We start from the raw sequence: 16,980 nt of genomic DNA, 5'->3' as shown, positions 1-16,980 counted from the left end.
GCCGTCGTTGTGGCCACCGCAGCGATGCTCAGCGGCGCGGTCGCCTGCACCTACACGTCGACTCCCGTCGGCACAGCCGCCGTCGGCACAGCTTCGGCTACAGCGAGCCCGATGCCGACCCCGAAGGGCACGATCGTCGTCTTCGCCGCCGCCTCGCTGAAGCCGACCTTCACGGCGCTGGCCACCAAGTTCGAAGCCGCGAACCCCGGCACCACAGTCACGCTCAACTTCGCCGGGTCAGCGGACCTCGTCACACAGATCACGGCAGGCGCACCAGCTGACGTCTTCGCGTCTGCCGACGCCAAGAACATGAAGAAGCTCACCGACGCCTCAGAGATCACGGGCTCGCCGCTGAATTTCGCCACCAACACTCTCGAGATCGCCGTGCCGCTCGACAATCCGGCCCATGTATCAGCTTTCGCCGACCTCGGCAAAGCGAGTGTGAGAACCGTCATCTGTGCACCCCAGGTTCCCTGTGGCGCGGCCACAGCAACCATTGAGACGGCAACCGGCGTGACCATCCCCGCTGTGAGCGAGGAGTCGTCGGTGGCCGATGTGCTCGGCAAGGTCGCTTCGGGGGAAGCCGATGCCGGGCTGGTCTACGTCACCGACGTCAAGGCTTCAGGTTCCACCGTGGTCGGCGTTCCGTTCGCCGAGTCGTCGCAGGCGGTGAACACGTACCCGATCGGTATCGTGGCGACGACGCAGAACCACACCCTGTCGGAGGCCTTCGTCGCCTATGTGACCGGCTCCGTGGGCCAGGGTGTTCTCCAGTCGGCGGGTTTCGGTGCGGCACCCTAGCCTGCCTCGATTCGCCCCTTCTGCCCGACATTCACCTCCAGGGTGGGCCGGCGCCTCGGGCGGAGTTCCGCGCTGGGTGATCGCAGTGGCGGTTGCGGGTGCCGCGTTCGTGCTGCTACCCCTCGTCGCGATCGTCGCCCGCGTCGACTGGGTGCAATTCATTCCGCTGGTGTCGTCGCCTGCGTCGCTCGACGCCCTGTGGCTGAGCCTTCGCACCTCGCTGGCCGCGACCATCCTGTGCATCGTCTTCGGGGTGCCCCTCGCCCTGGTGCTCGCCCGAACCCGCTTCACCGGCCAGAGAGTGCTCCGCGCGCTCGTGCTGCTTCCGCTCGTCCTGCCGCCGGTGGTCGGCGGAATCGCGCTGCTCTACACCTTCGGGCGGCGGGGGCTTCTCGGCGGCGCGTTCGAGGTGCTTGGCATCCAGATCGCCTTCTCCTCGACGGCCGTCGTACTCGCCCAGACCTTCGTCGCGCTGCCGTTCCTGGTGCTCAGTCTCGAGGGCGCGCTGCGCACGGTCGGTACCCGCTACGAAGCCGTCGCTGCAACGCTCGGTGCTCGCCCCACCGGCGTGCTCTGGCGGGTGACGCTGCCCCTGGTGGCCCCCGCCGTCATCTCGGGTGCCGTGCTGTCGTTTGCCAGGGCACTGGGCGAGTTCGGCGCTACACTCACCTTCGCCGGCAGCCTGCAGGGTGTCACTCGCACGCTGCCTCTCGAGATCTACCTGCAGCGCGAGACCGACCCGGGCGCTGCCGTCGCGCTCTCGCTCGTTTTGGTGATCATCGCTCTGCTCGTCGTTCTGCTCTCCCACCAGATCGCGATTCGCTCGCGATTCAGGCTCGAGGGCGCGCCGTGACCTTCACGATTCGAGCGAGAGTGGATGCCCGGGGTCTCGACCTCGAACTGGCCGTCGCCGATGGCGAGACGGTCGCCATTCTCGGGCCGAACGGCGCCGGCAAATCGACGCTGCTCGCCATCGCGGCCGGGCTCCTCATCCCCGACAGCGGTCGCGCCACCCTCGATGACCGGACGCTCTTCGACCTGCCAGGCACGAACAGAGGTGGGACCGCTGCCGCCAACGTCACCCGCACCGCCCCTCGCTCGGTGTGGCTCGCTCCCCATGCCCGCGGCATCTCGCTCCTCGCTCAGGAGGCGCTCCTCTTCCCGCACCTCAGCGTGCTCGACAATGTCGCCTTCGGCCCGCGCAGTCACGGGCAGAGCGCTCGCGAGGCCCGCCGTTCAGCGCTTCGCTGGCTCGACGAAGTGGATGCCCGTGACCTCGCTGAGCGCAAGCCCACCGAGCTCTCGGGTGGCCAGGCCCAGCGCATCGCCCTTGCTCGTGCGCTTGCGTCGGAGCCCGCGCTGCTCCTGCTCGACGAACCGCTCTCTGCCCTCGACGTGGCCGTGGCGCCGACTCTCCGCAGGACACTCCGGCGGGTTCTCGAGGGCCGCAGCGCACTCATCGTCACCCATGACATCCTCGACGCCTACCTGCTCGCCGATACGGTCGTGATCGTCGAAGACGGTCGCATCGTCGAACACGGGTCGACAACCGAGGTGTTCGAGCGGCCCCGAAGCGGTTTCGCAGCCGACCTCGCCGGCCTCGTGGTGGTGCGAAGTGACGGCGAGACGCGTGCGGTCAGGCCGTCAGCGGTGACGCTCTGGTTGGCCGAACCGGTGCCGGACGCCCATCGAACAGTTCTGATGGGCCACATTCGAGATGTCGAACCGCGCGGTGATGTCGTGCGCGTGCACTCCGATGTCGTGGCCGCCGACCTTCACCCGAGGTGCGCTGCAGAACTCGACCTTGTTCCCGGTCAGCGGGCATGGTTCAGTTACGTGACCGACGATGCCCAGGCGTACCCGAGCCCCGGCGGGTGACCACCTCAGGCGAGCAGATGTGAGCCCGACAGTGCAAGCAGCACCACGTCGATCAGCGCACTGGCGATGATCAGCTGGAACAGCAGCCTGCTCGGTGGCCGGGTCAGTACCAGCCACACTCCGAACGCCGCGATCACCAACCCGATGGCAAAGCCGAGTAGGCCGAGTAGGCCTGGTGTCGCACCAGCGGCGACCGCTGCGTCGCTGGAGCGGGAGGGCGTGCCCGGCGCAGCGCCGGCGGCTGGCATCATCATGCCGCCGAACGTGACCATCACCGAGGCCAGGAGAAGCGAACCGAAGGCAAACAGGCCAGACCCGACGCGTCCGACCCGGTGCGGCAGCCCGTTCACCCCTGCGGCTCGGTCATCCTCGAGGTCAGGAAGCACGTTGGCAAAATGGGCCGCCAACCCCAGCAGGGAGCCCGTTGCAACCACCCACCACGCCGCAACGGCCGGGGGAGTCGCTGCGAACGTGACCACCAACGGCAGCAATCCGAAACTCACGGCGTACGGCAGCCACGAATACTGCGTCTTCTTGAGCCACAGGTTGTACGAAAGCCCTGAGGCCGTCAGAACAATGCTCGCAGCAGCAGCGTCGGCACCCAGTGCGAACGACAGCGGGATGACCGCCAGTGCGGCCACGATGAACGCCGTTCGCACGGTCGACACGGCGACGGCCCCGGTGACGACGGGCTTGTCGGTCCTGCCGGCCTCGACATCGCGCCGGGCATCCAGCCAGTCGTTCGACCACCCGATCGCGAGTTGGCCCGCCAGGATGGCAGCACCCACGCCGACAATCCGTAGAGGTGACAGCCCGATCGCGATGGCGAGGATGACCGACAGGGTGGTGACCGCGGCCGTCGGGCCGGGATGGCACGCTGCGATGAGGGCCAATGCCACATTGTCACCCCTATTGGGGGTGCGGCGGGGCGAACCGGTTTCGGTCACCGTTCCTCCCGTCCCGATATTGTGGGTTCGTGCAACGTCGACTGTTTCTCATCTTGGCCGCCGCCGGGGTGGTGGCGACCGCGACGGCGTGTGCGTCGACGCCTCAAACTACCCCAGTCGCGGCAAGCACGACACCTCGCGCGCCGGTCACGCCGACACCCACAGTGACTGCACTGCCGACGCCGATGCACACCCCGACCCCGACACCCACACCCGCTCCGACTCCGCCGGCGCTGGCAAAAGTCGCCATCCCCGAGGGCGTCATGACCGACCTCCCGGGAGACGGCAAGCTCCTCGCCTGGACGGTCGACGACGGGTCGAACAGTGAGGTGATTCGAAAGTACGTCGAATTCGCGAAGAGAACGGGCACCCGGCTGACCTTCTTCGTGAACGGCAGCTATCCCGGCTGGACGGAGAACGCAGAACTGTTGCGCCCTCTCGTGAAGACCGGCCAGATCCAGCTTGGCAACCACACCTGGGATCACGCCGACCTCACCTCGCTCTCCGACGACGGCGTCATTGAAGAGCTGCAGAAGAACCACGACTTCCTGATGAGCACCTACGGGGTGGATGCCCGGCCCTTCTACCGGCCGCCATACGGTTATCGCAACCACCACACCGACCACCTGGCGGCCGAGATCGGCTACACGACGCCGGTGATGTGGTACGGCTCCCTCTCAGACAGTGGGCTGATCACCGACCAGCAGGTGGTCGACTTCGCGACGCAGTGGTTCCTGCCGCAGCACATCGTCATCGGGCATCTGAACTTCCTGCCGGTGACAGAGGTCTTCCCCCAGCTCGAGAATCTGATCACGAGTCGCGGGTTGCAGACTGTCACGCTGAACGATGTCTTCAATCACTGAATTCGCTGCTTGAGCAGCCGCGTTGTGTGTCGCTGGCGAGCGACACTCAGTACCAGTGCGGATTCGTGTTCTGCGAGTGCGCCCAGGCTCCGCAGGGTGTGCCGTAGGCGCGGGAGATGTACGAGAGCCCCCAGTTGATCTGCGTCTGGGCGTTCGTTCGCCAGTCGGCACCGGCTGTGGCCATCTTGTTGCCGGGCAGTGACTGGGGAATTCCGTAGGCCCCACCGTCTTCATTGTAGGCGTTCACCCGCCAGCCCGATTCGCGGTTCCACAGCAGAACGAGGCAGGAGAACTGGTCTGAGCCCCAGCCCATGGACGCCACCCGGTCGGCGGCATAGGCCTTTGCGGCGGCGGGATCGACCACCACCGAGCCGGGTGGGAGTCCCTCGCTGCTGCCGGAGCCAGAGCTCGAACCCGAACCGGAACTGGCGGCAGCAGCGGCGGCTGCGGCCTGCTGTTGGGCCAGGATGTTGGCCGCTTCGATCTGCCCGAGCCGGTAGGACTCGACGATCTGCGCCGTGGAGTCCTGCAGCACCGCGAGCTGGGCGTACAGCACGTCACTCTTCGCCTTCTGGTCGGCCACCTGCGCGTCGGCAGCCTCTTGTGCTGCCTTCGCATCATCGGCCGCCTTCTGTGCAGTTGCAGCGAGTTCGATGCGAGCGTTCTCAGCGATCGTGGCCTGGTCCTTGAGCGTGATTGCGAGGTTCTGTGAGGCCGTGGCGAGGTCGCTGAGCTTCGCCGACTGCTCCGTGAGCTTGCTCATGGTGCCGAGTCGGTAGAGCAAGGAGCCCGCGTTCGAGCTGTCGAGCAGAAGCGTGGCACTCGAGCTGCCCCCCGAGCGGTACAGCGATGCCGCGATCGCGCCGACCTGCTTCTGGGCCGCCGTAGCCCTGGTCTGGGCATCCGTCGCCCGCTGGTCGGCCGTCTCGGCGATCTGGGTCGCGGCCTGCAGTTCGGCGGCGGCCTTCAGGTACGCGTTGCCCTTCTGCACGGCCTCGTCACCGAGTCGAGCGGCCTCATCTTCCAGCTGGCCGAGCAGCGAGGTGATATTCGTCACCTCAGCCTGTTTCGCAGCCTCATTCTGTTTCGCCGCGTTGACGTCGTCCCAGCTCGGGTAGTCGGTGCGAACCGCGAGCTGGCCCAGCCGAGCGGTGGATTCAGTGAATCCCGCAGATCCACCGGCAATGGATGCCCGGGCCGACGCCTGCGAAGGGAACGCTGTCGCAGTCAGCGGAGAGGCGACGCTCGCGGCGACGGCCAGCAGAGCCCCGGCAAGAAGGCGCGCCGAACGAGACATGGCTCTACGCTACGTGCCGGACCGCCGTTTGGTGGTGCCTCGGCGGCGCGTTGCCGTATTGCGTGGCACAGTTCGCCGTCGTGCCTCGAGGTCGCAGGCTCAGGCGGAGTGGGTCTCGGCGAAGATCGGGTCGCGGGTGCGGCTTCGCTTGAGTTCGAAGAAGCCGTCGTACCCGGCGACCGCAACGACGCCATCCCAGAGTGTGAGGGCCTGTTCGCCGGTCGGGGCCGGCGAGATGACCGGGCCGAAGAACGCCACGCCATTGACGGAGACGATCGGGGTTCCGACATCGTTGCCGACGAGCGCCATGCCCGACCTGTGCGATTCGCGCAACTGTTCTTCGTAGGCGAACAGGTGGTCTGCCGGATCTGCGGGGGCGTGGGCGGCCAGTGCTGTGGGCAGGCCAGCTTCAGCCAGGGACTCGGAGATCACAGCGTCGACGTCGGTGCGCTGCCCAAGGTGGATCCGCGTTCCGAGCGCGTCGTACAGCGGCTTCACAACCGCATCCCCATGCAGCTCCTTCGCCGCGGCCACCAACTGTGCGTAACGGAGTGCGCGCGGGAAGAATGCGCGGTAGCTCTCTGACACGTCGTTGTTCTCGTTGAGGATGGCGAGGCTCATGATGTGCCACGAGACGTCGAGATCGCGATGGGTCGCAACCTCGTCGACCCATCTGCTCGTCATCCAGGCCCAGGGGCACGAGGGGTCGAACCAGAAGTCGACACGCGTTGTTGGGGTAGTCATGACTTCATGTTCTCATCCCGTTGTGACGGAATGTTTCAGACTGCGGGAATAATGTGGAGAGTGGATGCATTTGTATAGATAATCGATAGCAGGTTGTATCGACAACTATTCTTGGATGAAACCGACGGAAAGAGAAACCATGACTGACACGTACACGATCCCTGGGCACAAGGCCGGCACCTGGACCATCGACCCTTCGCACAGCGAGGTCTCGTTCAGCGTTCGCCACCTGCTCATCAGCAAGGTCAAGGGCAAGTTCGAGAAGTTCGACGCCACCTTCGTCACCGGTGAGAGCCCCCTCGACACCAAGCTGACCGCAACCGCCGAGGTCGAGTCGATCAACACCGGTGACGCGAACCGCGACGGCCACCTGCGCACGAACGACTTCTTCAACGCCCCCGAGTTCCCGACCATCACCTTCGTGTCCAAGAGCGTCGTTCCCGAGAAGGACGACCTCGCGGTCACCGGTGACCTGACCCTCAAGGGCGTCACCAAAGAGGTCACGTTCACCGTCGAGTTCGGCGGATTCGGCAACGACCTCTACGGCAACTACAAGCTCGGCCTGACCGCCAAGACGGTCATCAACCGCAACGACTTCGGTGTGAGCTGGAACGCTCCCCTCGAGGCCGGCGGAGTGCTCGTCGGTGACGACGTCACCATCACGATCGACCTGCAGGCTTCGCTTCAGGCGTAGTCTCACGCAGCAGTCGACAACCGCCGTCCAGGCTTGGCCTGGGCGGCGGTTCGTCGTTGGTGCGGGCCACGCATCCATGCCTGGTGAAGGGCTCCGTCAGCGGAGTTCGCGGCCGAGAAAGGCCGCATACCCCGAAGCGCGTCGTCGAACTCCCGACTCCTCGGCGACAGAGAACCCCGCGAATGGCTCGGGGGTCACGGCGACCTGCGTGCTGGTCGCCGTTCGCGACCACGTTCCGACCACAATGCCGCCGGAGACGACCGTCGGCAGGAACATGCCGTTGTTGCCGGGCACTATGCGCTGGCTGTACTGCTCATCGAGCGCTGCGCGGCGATCGGCGTAGCCGAGAAGGTACTCGTCGAAGCCGGGCAGCAGGTGAACGGATGATCGGCGAACCCGGCTCGCAGTGGCATCCTGCAGCCCCTGGGCCAGCCAGTACGCCTGGCCGTCGTACTCGAGCGTCTCGAGCCTGTCCCTGGCGATCTCGAGCCCGCGCTTCGCCTCGGCGACCAACAGTTTCGACCACCAGAGAAAGTCCTTCAGCGTCGCAGGGCCGTGGCTGCGAAAGTAGCGGGCAGCCAGTTCGCCGAGGCTCTCGTCACGGTCGAGGCTTCGGGGTGCTGTCACCCATTCGTCGAGCAGCACGAGAGCCTGCGCTGAACCGTGCATCGGGCCGAAGCAGAGGGTTTTGGTGTGGGCGAGGTACCAGAGCAGGTTGGAGCCGCGGTTGCTGTCGGTTGCGATGCCGGCTTCGCCGAATCGTGCGAAGAGCTGGTCCCTGGTGAGCGCCACGCCACCGGCAAGGCTCGCGACGGCCACGGCACGGGCGGCTTCGAAAACGGCGTCGTCGAGGCCGAGTTGGCGATGGCGGGTGCGGGCACCGGCGACCATTCGCGCGGCGGTGAGGTCGAGCATCCACCCCAGGTCTTCGCCTGCGACCAGGTGCAGGGTGCCCCGGAACGGCCAGGATCTCACGACCTCACCGCTGTTCAGCGCGCTGTCGACCGTTTCGAGCGTGCTGCCTTCAGCGCGGAGGCCGACCGACCACTTGGCCCCGGGAAGATCCTGCGCCTGGATGGCCGTCATCCAGCGCACGACGTCGACCGGGGAGGGATCAGCCGTGTCGGGACGGGCTGCGGGGGAGTCCGCGCGGTCGATGCACTGGCTCAGGAGCCGGAGGCGCGTCAGTTGGGTTCGGGTCGCAGTCGGCATGACGGTGTGTGGTCAGAGCACGCCGAGCTGGGTGAGCTGAGCGGCCAGTCCGGATCCGTCTGGTGCGAACATCCAGTGCGCCCTGGATCGTTCCGAGAGCGATTCTGCTTTCGACCGCCCGCCTGCCAGGACGGCCTCGCTGGGGGAGAGCTGCCTGATCGCGATGGCCGCGACGCTCTCGGGGTGCTGCTCGGCGAACTCGCCGTAGATCTCCTCGTCGTGCTGGCCGTCGTCGCCCACGAGGAGCCATTTGGTCGCGGGGAACTCTTCGGCGAGGCGGTGCAGATTGTCGCGCTTGTGCTCGCGGCCGCTGCGGAAGAGCCGGTCGTGGGTCGGCCCCCAGTCGGTGAGGAGCAGTGGGCCAGAGGGGTAGAGATTTCGGGAGAGGAAGCGGGTGAGGGTGGGCGCGACGTTCCAGGCGCCCGTGGAGAGGTAGATCGTCGCTGAGCCGGGGTGGGCTGCTGAGAGCCTGTCGAGCAGCACCGCCATGCCGGGAGTGGGCATGCGGGCGTGTTCGTCGAGCACGAAGGTGTTCCACGCGGCAAGCAGCGGCCGGGGAAGGGCAGTGACCATCACGGTGTCGTCGATGTCGCTGACGACGCCGAACTTCGCTGCGGGATCGATGATGAAGATGGGCGCTTCGACGATCTGGGAGTCTTCGGCCTGCAGGGTGATCGAGTGCCAGCCGGGTTCGAGATTCGCTGGGATCTTCGCATCGACGACGCCCCCGCGATCCGCCGAGACTTGGTGCACGACGCCGTCGATCGTCACCGTCACTTCGACGTCGTTGATCGGTACCGCGGTAAAGCTCCGCCACCCCCGCACCATTTCGTCGCGCCGGCCGATCAGGGGAAGCTTTCGCCGGGGCTTTCTGTCACGGGTCAGCAGAACCCGGCTGAGCACCCGGATCCAGGTCGTCGACCCGTAACCCGTGTACGGGATCACGGTGGTGTGATAGCCCCTCTTGCGAGCGCGGTTCTCCCGGAACTCGTGGATGGCGTCTTCCACGCGCGCGGCCCGGTGCAGGATCAGCTCTGGCGTGACCTTACCCGACGAGAAGGCGTTCGCGTGCACGCCGGCAGCGTCTGCTGCTGGGCGTACGGGGGGATTCGACTCGTCTGGCACTTCCTCAGTCTGCCAGACCGCGCGGAAGACACGTCGAGGTGACCAAAACGCACCAATGACGGAGTGTCGTTCGACAGTCGGCAGTAAATGGCTCTCAATTTGCTGGCAAACGCACCTGAAAACTCCCCACACGCCATAAAACTGAGCGCGACTCAGGCGAAGTGTCAGTAACATGAGAGTTACTTGTAACAACGAAGGGGATGGCAGAAACGTGTCGCTCAGCAAGCTCATAGACGAAACCCTGCTCGAAATGGTGAACGTACGGAACGAGCCGGTCCAGGTACGCAGTTCCACGCGCATCTCGGCCCTCGTGGACGCTGCCGCGGAAGTCGTCGATGAGGTGGGCGTCGAACGTATGACGACGGCCATGGTCGCCGAGAGGGCCGGCGCTTCGATCGGAACCGTCTATCGCTACTTCCCCGATCGCATCGCTGTGCTCTCGGCACTCAGTCTTCGCAGCATGGATCGCTTCCTGCGCCAGACCCGGGAGAACATCCTTCGCGACAAGCCCGAAACGTGGATCGACCTCATGATGGTCGCATTCGACACCAACGTCGAAATGCATCGCACCGAGGTCGGCTTCACCTCGATCCGCCTGGGCGATCTCGTCTCCTACCCCGACACCGAGAGCCAGGGCATCCGCTCAGAGCGCATCGCGAGTGCGTTCGCCGAGATCATCACGCAGGATTTCGGTGTGAAGGGTTCGGCCGAGCTCACGCTCCGGCTCGAGATGTCGGTCAACATGAGCGATTCCCTCGTCACCCGTGCATTCATCGGAGAGAAGACCGGTGATGCGCGAATCATCGCCGAAGCGCGGTCGATCGTGCACGGATACCTGTCGTCGGCTCCGAGCAAGTAGACGGCTTCAGGCGCGGAGCCGATTCCGGACAGGAGCCTCGCCGCGCGGAGCGGGTTGCTGCATCTCGCCGAACGGAAACGCCCCTTCGGTAACATTTCGTCAAGGCCCTGCGCATGCCTTTGCCATGCGTTGAAAAAGATGTTTTGCTTGGCCGACACCGCAAACGACGAATGGGCATCGGCATGATCGAGTTTCGAACGGTCACCAAGCAGTTCGCTGACGGAACAGTCGCGGTCGACGATTTCAGTCTCGTCATCCCCGCCCGCCAGACCACCGTGCTCGTCGGTTCTTCGGGTTCGGGTAAGACGACGCTCCTGCGAATGATCAACCGTATGGTCGAGAAGACCTCCGGCGAGATCGAGATCGACGGCGAGAGCATCTACACGCTCGACCCTGTGAAACTCCGGCGCAGCATCGGCTACGTGATGCAGAACTCCGGGCTCCTCCCACACCGCAAAGTGGTCGACAACGTGGCGACGGTGCCGCTGCTCAACGGTGTCAAGAAGTCGGATGCCCGGCAGCACGCTCTCGCCCTGCTCGACACCGTCGGGCTTGACCGATCGCTCGCAGACCGCTACCCGAGCCAACTCTCGGGTGGCCAGCAGCAGCGCGTCGGAGTCGCCCGCGGGCTGGCGGCAGACCCCAACATCCTCCTGATGGACGAACCGTTCGGGGCAGTCGACCCGATCGTGCGGGCCGAACTCCAGCAGGAGCTCATTCGCATCCAGCGCGAGCTCGCGAAGACGATCGTCTTCGTCACCCACGACATCGACGAGGCGTTCCTGCTCGGCGACCAGGTCGTGCTGCTGGAGAAGGGCGGGCGCATCGCCCAGGCCGGCACCCCGGCCGAGATCCTGTCGAACCCCGCCAGCGATTTCGTTGCCACGTTCATCGGCGCTGACCGTGGACGGCGTGCCCTGCGTGTCGAGGTCGTGAACGGCCGCAACGTGGTCATCGATGCAGACGGACGCCCCACCGGAGTGCTTCAGTCATGAGAATTCAGGCAACGAGGGTGACCTCCGACAGACTGAGCCGACGGCGTTCAGAAGGACTCGTGCAGAGCTGGGCCGCGTTCAGGCGGGGGTTGACGTGAACTGGGTGGCCAACAATTTCGGACTCATCTGGGGGCTGACGCTCGACCATATCGCCCTGGCGGTTCCGCCGATCATCCTGGGCCTCATCATCTCCATTCCCCTCGGCTGGCTTGCCAACCGCTATCACGCCTCGCGGGGCATTCTGCTCACCGTGAGCGGACTTCTCTACACGATTCCATCGCTGCCGCTCTTCATCGCCCTTCCTGCCCTCCTCGGGACCGGCATTCTCGACCCGGTCAATGTCGTCGTCGGGTTGACGATCTACGCCGTTGCGCTCATGGTGCGTTCCGTCGCAGACGCACTGGCGGCCGTCGATCCCGGCGTGACGCAGGCAGCCACGGCCATGGGGTACTCGACCTGGGGTCGCTTCTGGCACGTCGAGTTCCCGCTGGCGGGGCCCGTTCTTCTCGCTGGGCTCCGAGTCGTCTCGGTGAGCACCGTGAGCCTCGTCAGCATCGGTTCGGTCATCGGCGTCTCGAGCCTCGGCTACCTGTTCCTCAACGGGCTCCAGCGCAACATTGTCGCCGAGGTCGCGAGCGGTATCGTTGCGACACTCGTCATCGCGGTGGTCTTCGACATCATTCTGGTGCTGGCCGGTCGCCTTCTCATGCCGTGGAACCGCGCTGACCCCAAGGTCAACGCGAGGGCGCGTGAACGGGCCGTCGTCGGCGCCGTGACAGCGGGCGGTGCCTGAACCGATGGATCTCTTCCTCCAGGGAATCGCCTGGATCTTCGACCCCGCGAATTCGGCTGGGCCTGGCGGCATCCCCCAGCGCCTCGCCGAACAACTGGCCTATACCTTCGGGGCGGTCGCCATCGGCGCGGTCATCGCCGTGCCGATCGGCCTTCTCATCGGCCACACGGGTCGCGGGCGTGACGTGGCCGTCTCGCTGTCTGGCGGCCTGCGTGCCCTTCCGAGCCTCGGACTGCTCATCATCTTCGCACTCGGGATCGGAATCGGGTTCAAAGCACCGCTCCTGACCTTCGTGATCCTGGCGATTCCACCGGTGCTGGCCGGGGCCTATGCGGGCGTCGAGGCCGTCGACAAACGAACGGTCGACGCGGCCCGCGCCATGGGTATGACCGAATGGCAGGTACTCACGAAGGTGGAGCTGCCGCTGGGACTTCCCCTGCTCATCGGGGGGCTCCGGTCGGGCATCCTGCAGGTCGTCGCCACGGCTACGCTGGCGTACTTCGCCACGGGTGGCGCACTCGGCGTGTTCATCAACGAGGGTCTCAAGACGCGCAACTATGCCGAGCTCCTGGGCGCGTCCATCATCGTGACCGTGCTCGCATTGGCGCTCGAGGGCATATTCGCGCTGGTGCAGAGGTTGGTCGTACCACGCGGTGTCGCCGCGGGACGAGTCACAGATGTCCGCGCGAGGTCAACCAGACCGCGCACGGTGGTGGGTAATTCCATCCGAGAAGGGAAATGAGAATGTTCACAGCATTGAAGAAAGGCCGTATCGCCGCACTCGGCGTTATCGCGGTCAGCGCGGCCGTCGCGCTGGCAGGGTGCGCGTCGGGGAGCAGTAGCCCTCTGGGCTCGACATCGTCGGCAAGCGCATCCGCCGGAGCCATCGTGGTCGGGTCGCAGTCGTACTACTCGAACGAGATCATTGCGGAGATCTACTCTCAGGCACTTGAGGCCAATGGCCTGACGGTGACCCGCAAGTTCAACATCGGCCAGCGCGACGCCTACCTGCCTGCTCTGCAGAGCGGCGAAGTGACGCTGTTTCCCGAATACACGGGCAACCTGCTCCAGTTCTTCGACAAGACGACGACGGCAACCAGCGCCGACGATGTCTTCGCTGCGTTGAAGACCGCTCTTCCGGCGAACCTCACGGTTCTCGACCAGTCGCAGGCGGCCGACCAGGATTCGTACAACGTCACGAAGGCATTCGCTGACGCGAACGGCGTCTCGAGCATCGGTGACCTCGCCAAGGTCTCGGGTGTCACTCTCGGTGGAAACGCCGAGCTGGCAACCCGCCCCTACGGGCCTCCCGGACTGCTGAGCACCTACGGCGTCACGGTGGGCTTCACACCGATCGACGACTCCGCAGGCCCACTGACCCTGAAAGCGCTTCTGGACAACACGATCCAGGTGGCCAACATCTACAGCGCTGACCCGAGCATCGGTTCGAACAACCTCGTGACGCTGAGCGACCCGAAGCACCTGTTCCTCGCTTCGAACGTCGTGCCGCTGATCAATAAGGACACCGCAACCCCGCAGGTGACCCAGATCATCAACAAGGTGAGTGCTGCGCTGACGACGGCCGACCTCGTGGCCATGAATGGCCAGTCGACGGTCGACCAGAAGTCGTCTGCCGACATTGCCAAGGCGTGGCTCGCCAACGCGAAACTGTTCTGATAGACAGCGACCGCACCCCTCGGGTGCACTGAGCTGACCCGGAGCCGGTCGGATTCCTCGTCAGCGGGGAGCCCGACCGGCTCTCTCTCGTTCGTGCTCCGCTACGAGGCGAGGAGCAGGGCCGCGGGAATGGCGAGCAGCAGGAGGGTCACGACCACGATCACGCCGCGCGCGGCCAGGGGGAGCTGCGGCTCGGGGTGCACGAGCCGATCGACCCTCACTGAGACCGCGCTCAGGCCGACGAGGTGCTCGCTCCCGGAGCCGGCGACGGCTTCGGCCAGGGGCTGCGCCACGATGGTGTTCGTCTCAGCCGAGCCGACGAGCGAAATCGCGAGCGCCAGAGTGAGGTCATCAGTGCTGCGCCGGCTCTCGTCGTCGGCGAGGAGTTCGACGAGCAGCGAGACGGCAGCCTGGGCTCGGGTGGCAATGGGAAACCAGGGCAGCGCGCTTCGCCACGACTGGAAGGCGAGAAGCACGAGATGGTGCTGCTGGCGCAGGTGGGCACGTTCGTGCGCGATGACCGCTTCGAGCTGCTCCGCGTCGAGCAGCGAGACCAGGCCCTCAGACAACACGGTCACGGTTCGTGCCCCGGGCAGGCAGTACGCGACGGGGGCAGGGGAGTCGATGATGTGGGTTCCGGGCCGGCCCTGAAGAGGGGTGCTCAGGAGTTCGACGAGCGAGCGGTGTCTGCGACGCTGGCGTTCGGAACGCACGGCGGTCACGAGCAGGTTGAGAAGGAGGTGCGCCGTGAGAAGCAAGGCACTGCTGAGCGCAAAGATGTGGATGATTCCCGTTCCAGGCGGCAGTGGGCCGGCAAGGACCAGCGGCGGGAGCAACATCAGCCCCCGGATGAGGCTGGAACTGAAGGGAATCAACCCGAACGTGAGCAGGGAGCCGATCATCGAGAGCCCGCCGGCGATCGCGATCGACTGCCAGATCAGGAGAGCTACGCCGGGAGAGCGCCTCGGCCAGTGAGCATCGGCCAGCATCACGGGCACGGGCCACGCCAGAAGGATGGCCACGATGGCGAGGATGATCGACGCGACTAGCACGCGCCCAGCGTAACCGCACTCAGCTGTGTGGCGGCCTCACCTGTGTGGTTCATCGTCGCAGGGGAAGACGGGTCAGGCCTCGAGTGTCGCCTGGGCATCGTTCTGAGCAGCGCGTGCACTGAGCAGCAGTCGCAGCGTCTCGGCCTCCTGCGGAGTGACCTGCCCGACGAAGTACGCCAGAGCCGCGGCACGGTCGGGCTCTGCACCCAGAACCTGGTGCAGGAGGTCGGCCGTGTGGTCTGCCCTGGTCGTCACGGCGTAGTAGAGGTGCGGGCGAACCTTGCGGTTGCGGTCGACGAACCCCTTGCGCTCCAGTCGGGACAAAACCGTGAGCATCGTGGTCAGCGCAAGGTCGTTCCCCGCACTCGTCTTGTGCGCGAGCTCGTCGCGCAACTCGGCTGCGGCCACCGGGGCATCGCTTGCCCACAGGCGCTCCATGATGGATCGTTCAAGTTCACCGAGGGTTGGCATGACTACAGGTTACTGCCTTTCAGAAAATTGTTCTACACTCTGTAGAAATCAGTTATTCTACACAATGTAGAACTATCGCATCCAGCTGGGGACAGCCTTGATGCGACCGGTGAATCTCCCTGCTTTGCCACTCCTTGAGGAGCACAGTGAACGACCTGCTCGACCCCCTTCTGCTCTCGCGCTGGCAGTTCGGCCTCACCACGATCTACCACTTCCTGTTCGTGCCGCTCACGATCGGTCTGGCACTCACGGCAGCGATCTTCCAGACCGCGTGGGTACGAACCGACAAGGCCACGTATCTCCAGCTGACGAGGTTCTTCGGCAAGATCTTCCTGATCAACTTCGCTATGGGCGTCGTCACTGGCATCGTGCAGGAGTTCCAGTTCGGCATGAACTGGTCTGACTATTCGCGTTTCGTCGGAGACGTGTTCGGCGCCCCGCTCGCACTGGAAGGTCTTCTGGCGTTCTTCCTCGAGGCGACGTTCATCGGGCTGTGGATCTTCGGCTGGGACCGCCTGCCACGAAAGCTGCACCTGGCCACGATCTGGGTCACGGCGGCGGCGAGCATCCTCTCGGCGTACTTCATCATCGCTGCGAATGCCTTCATGCAGAACCCGGTGGGCTACGAGATCAACGCCGCCAAGGGCCGGGCCGAATTGACCGACATCTGGGCACTGCTCACGAACAAGGTGGCCCTCGCCGCCTTCCCGCACACGATCTTCGCCTGCTTCATGGTCACGGCGGCCCTGATCGTGAGTGCCGCAGCCTGGCATCTCTCGCGCAACCAGCACCTCGACACGATGCGCCCGGCTCTGAAGTTCGGTCTCTGGATGATGGTCATCGCGGGCGGTCTGACGTTCCTGTCGGGCGACCAGCTGGGCCTGGCCATGGTGCAGACCCAGCCGATGAAGATGGCGGCGGCGGAGGCGCTCTACAACACCTCGACCGGAGCGAATGCCTCGTTCTCGCTGTTCACCCTCGGCACCCCCGACGGCGTCAGCGAACTCTTCTCGATTCGCATTCCCTACCTGCTGTCGTTCCTGTCGACGCACACCTTCGACGGCACGGTCGAGGGCATCAACGATCTGCAGGCCCAGTACACGAGCCTCTACGGCCCGGGCGACTACACCCCGGTCATCTGGGTGACCTACTGGGCGTTCAGGTACATGATCCTGTTCGGGGCGATCTCGGTGGCGACCGCGGTGGTGGGCCTCTGGGTGACCCGCAAGGGCCGCAGCCCGAAGAAGCGCTGGATCTGGAAGGTCGCCATCTGGTCGATGCCGGTTCCCCTGGCCGCGATGATCGTCGGCTGGGTCTTCACCGAGATGGGGCGCCAGCCCTGGATCGTCTTCAGCCTGCTCAAGACACAGGACGCGGTCTCGCCGAACACGAGTGGCCTCGAAGTGCTCATCTCGCTGGTCGCCTTCACGCTCATCTACGGCACGCTCGCCGTCGTCGAATTCCGTCTCATCAAGAAGGCCGTGCAGAAGGGGCCAGACGAACCGGCCGCTCCCGACGTCATCACCGGCGAAATCCGCCACGAAGCCACGATCTACTAGAAAGCCGGCACCT

General features: G+C 65.3%; 18 protein-coding genes. 11 read left to right on the top strand and 7 right to left on the bottom strand.

The features are described 5' to 3' along the window. Positions 1–24: 24 nt before the first annotated feature. From modA to JOE66_RS11460, 3 genes are read left to right on the top strand one after another with little or no spacing between them, the layout of a single operon-like run. Positions 25–801, top strand: coding sequence for a molybdate ABC transporter substrate-binding protein (modA, locus tag JOE66_RS11470; RefSeq protein WP_205111927.1), 777 nt, complete (start codon positions 25–27; stop codon positions 799–801). 1 nt (position 802) lies between these two features. Further along, positions 803–1,654, top strand: a complete 852-nt coding sequence (locus tag JOE66_RS11465; protein ID WP_205111925.1) for an ABC transporter permease — start codon at positions 803–805, stop codon at positions 1,652–1,654. After that, on the top strand, positions 1,651–2,679 hold the full coding sequence (locus JOE66_RS11460) for a sulfate/molybdate ABC transporter ATP-binding protein (RefSeq protein ID WP_205109564.1): 1,029 nt from the start codon (positions 1,651–1,653) through the stop codon (positions 2,677–2,679). Before JOE66_RS11465 ends, JOE66_RS11460 begins: the two co-directional genes overlap by 4 nt. 5 nt (positions 2,680–2,684) lie before the next feature. On the opposite strand, the gene JOE66_RS11455 is transcribed toward JOE66_RS11460, so the two are convergent. Beyond that, on the bottom strand, positions 2,685–3,626 hold the full coding sequence (locus tag JOE66_RS11455; protein WP_307827173.1) for a UbiA family prenyltransferase: 942 nt from the start codon (positions 3,624–3,626) through the stop codon (positions 2,685–2,687). A gap of 29 nt (positions 3,627–3,655) precedes the next feature. Between JOE66_RS11455 and JOE66_RS11450 the strand changes: the two genes are divergently transcribed. Next, positions 3,656–4,489, top strand: a complete 834-nt coding sequence (locus tag JOE66_RS11450) for a polysaccharide deacetylase family protein (RefSeq protein ID WP_205109561.1) — start codon at positions 3,656–3,658, stop codon at positions 4,487–4,489. Between the two features lie 46 nt (positions 4,490–4,535). Here the strand turns inward: JOE66_RS11450 and JOE66_RS11445 are convergent, their stop codons facing one another. Continuing rightward, entirely contained in the window at positions 4,536–5,786 is a 1,251-nt protein-coding gene (locus tag JOE66_RS11445) for a coiled-coil domain-containing protein (protein WP_205109559.1), read from the bottom strand. 99 nt (positions 5,787–5,885) lie between these two features. Next, entirely contained in the window at positions 5,886–6,530 is a 645-nt protein-coding gene (locus JOE66_RS11440) for a mycothiol-dependent nitroreductase Rv2466c family protein (protein ID WP_205109557.1), read from the bottom strand. A 139-nt stretch (positions 6,531–6,669) separates the two neighbouring features. Here JOE66_RS11440 and JOE66_RS11435 point away from each other — a divergent pair, with 139 nt between their 5' ends. Then, positions 6,670–7,224, top strand: coding sequence for a YceI family protein (locus JOE66_RS11435; protein ID WP_205109554.1), 555 nt, complete (start codon positions 6,670–6,672; stop codon positions 7,222–7,224). Between the two features lie 96 nt (positions 7,225–7,320). Here the strand turns inward: JOE66_RS11435 and JOE66_RS11430 are convergent, their stop codons facing one another. Together JOE66_RS11430 and JOE66_RS11425 are read right to left on the bottom strand one after the other, a co-directional pair. Beyond that, complete coding sequence (locus JOE66_RS11430) at positions 7,321–8,436, bottom strand: winged helix DNA-binding domain-containing protein (RefSeq protein WP_205109552.1); 1,116 nt, start codon at positions 8,434–8,436, stop codon at positions 7,321–7,323. 12 nt (positions 8,437–8,448) lie between these two features. Next, a complete protein-coding gene (locus JOE66_RS11425) occupies positions 8,449–9,510 on the bottom strand; it encodes an App1 family protein phosphatidate phosphatase (RefSeq protein WP_372435513.1) in 1,062 nt (353 codons plus the stop codon). Between the two features lie 262 nt (positions 9,511–9,772). Between JOE66_RS11425 and JOE66_RS11420 the strand changes: the two genes are divergently transcribed. The 5 genes from JOE66_RS11420 (at position 9,773) to JOE66_RS11400 (ending at position 13,885) form a co-directional block, all read left to right on the top strand. Beyond that, positions 9,773–10,420, top strand: coding sequence for a TetR/AcrR family transcriptional regulator (locus JOE66_RS11420; protein ID WP_307827172.1), 648 nt, complete (start codon positions 9,773–9,775; stop codon positions 10,418–10,420). 182 nt (positions 10,421–10,602) lie between these two features. Then, a complete protein-coding gene (locus JOE66_RS11415) occupies positions 10,603–11,415 on the top strand; it encodes an ABC transporter ATP-binding protein (RefSeq protein ID WP_205109548.1) in 813 nt (270 codons plus the stop codon). Between the two features lie 94 nt (positions 11,416–11,509). Beyond that, positions 11,510–12,208 (top strand): ABC transporter permease, encoded by a 699-nt coding sequence (locus JOE66_RS11410; RefSeq protein ID WP_205111919.1) that lies wholly within the window; start codon positions 11,510–11,512, stop codon positions 12,206–12,208. 4 nt (positions 12,209–12,212) lie between these two features. Continuing rightward, a complete protein-coding gene (locus tag JOE66_RS11405) occupies positions 12,213–12,950 on the top strand; it encodes an ABC transporter permease (RefSeq protein ID WP_205109546.1) in 738 nt (245 codons plus the stop codon). A 2-nt stretch (positions 12,951–12,952) separates the two neighbouring features. Beyond that, positions 12,953–13,885 carry an ABC transporter substrate-binding protein gene (locus JOE66_RS11400; RefSeq protein WP_205109543.1) on the top strand — a complete coding sequence of 311 codons (933 nt, stop codon included), beginning with the start codon at positions 12,953–12,955 and terminating at the stop codon, positions 13,883–13,885. 101 nt (positions 13,886–13,986) lie between these two features. Here the strand turns inward: JOE66_RS11400 and JOE66_RS11395 are convergent, their stop codons facing one another. Further along, complete coding sequence (locus tag JOE66_RS11395; RefSeq protein WP_307827171.1) at positions 13,987–14,937, bottom strand: M56 family metallopeptidase; 951 nt, start codon at positions 14,935–14,937, stop codon at positions 13,987–13,989. Positions 14,938–15,009: 72 nt separating this feature from the next. Beyond that, positions 15,010–15,408 carry a BlaI/MecI/CopY family transcriptional regulator gene (locus JOE66_RS11390; protein ID WP_205109541.1) on the bottom strand — a complete coding sequence of 133 codons (399 nt, stop codon included), beginning with the start codon at positions 15,406–15,408 and terminating at the stop codon, positions 15,010–15,012. 146 nt (positions 15,409–15,554) lie between these two features. Between JOE66_RS11390 and JOE66_RS11385 the strand changes: the two genes are divergently transcribed. Next, the gene (locus JOE66_RS11385) at positions 15,555–16,967 is read left to right on the top strand and encodes a cytochrome ubiquinol oxidase subunit I (RefSeq protein ID WP_205109539.1); all 1,413 of its coding nucleotides are present in this window, start codon (positions 15,555–15,557) and stop codon (positions 16,965–16,967) included. Positions 16,968–16,980: the final 13 nt, after the last annotated feature.

Source organism: Subtercola frigoramans (assembly GCF_016907385.1).
Taxonomy (GTDB): Bacteria; Actinomycetota; Actinomycetes; order Actinomycetales; family Microbacteriaceae; genus Subtercola; species Subtercola frigoramans.
The sequence above is the reverse complement of the archived record's forward strand: the minus strand, read 5'-3'. Positions and strand labels throughout refer to the sequence as shown.

Coding starts and splice junctions, on each gene's coding strand:
- modA (WP_205111927.1), top strand. CDS start 25: ATGCTCAGCGGCGCGGTCGCCTGCACCTACACGTCGACTCCCGTCGGC.
- JOE66_RS11445 (WP_205109559.1), bottom strand. CDS start 5,786: ATGTCTCGTTCGGCGCGCCTTCTTGCCGGGGCTCTGCTGGCCGTCGCC.
- JOE66_RS11440 (WP_205109557.1), bottom strand. CDS start 6,530: ATGACTACCCCAACAACGCGTGTCGACTTCTGGTTCGACCCCTCGTGC.
- JOE66_RS11435 (WP_205109554.1), top strand. CDS start 6,670: ATGACTGACACGTACACGATCCCTGGGCACAAGGCCGGCACCTGGACC.
- JOE66_RS11430 (WP_205109552.1), bottom strand. CDS start 8,436: ATGCCGACTGCGACCCGAACCCAACTGACGCGCCTCCGGCTCCTGAGC.
- JOE66_RS11415 (WP_205109548.1), top strand. CDS start 10,603: ATGATCGAGTTTCGAACGGTCACCAAGCAGTTCGCTGACGGAACAGTC.
- JOE66_RS11405 (WP_205109546.1), top strand. CDS start 12,213: ATGGATCTCTTCCTCCAGGGAATCGCCTGGATCTTCGACCCCGCGAAT.
- JOE66_RS11400 (WP_205109543.1), top strand. CDS start 12,953: ATGTTCACAGCATTGAAGAAAGGCCGTATCGCCGCACTCGGCGTTATC.
- JOE66_RS11390 (WP_205109541.1), bottom strand. CDS start 15,408: ATGCCAACCCTCGGTGAACTTGAACGATCCATCATGGAGCGCCTGTGG.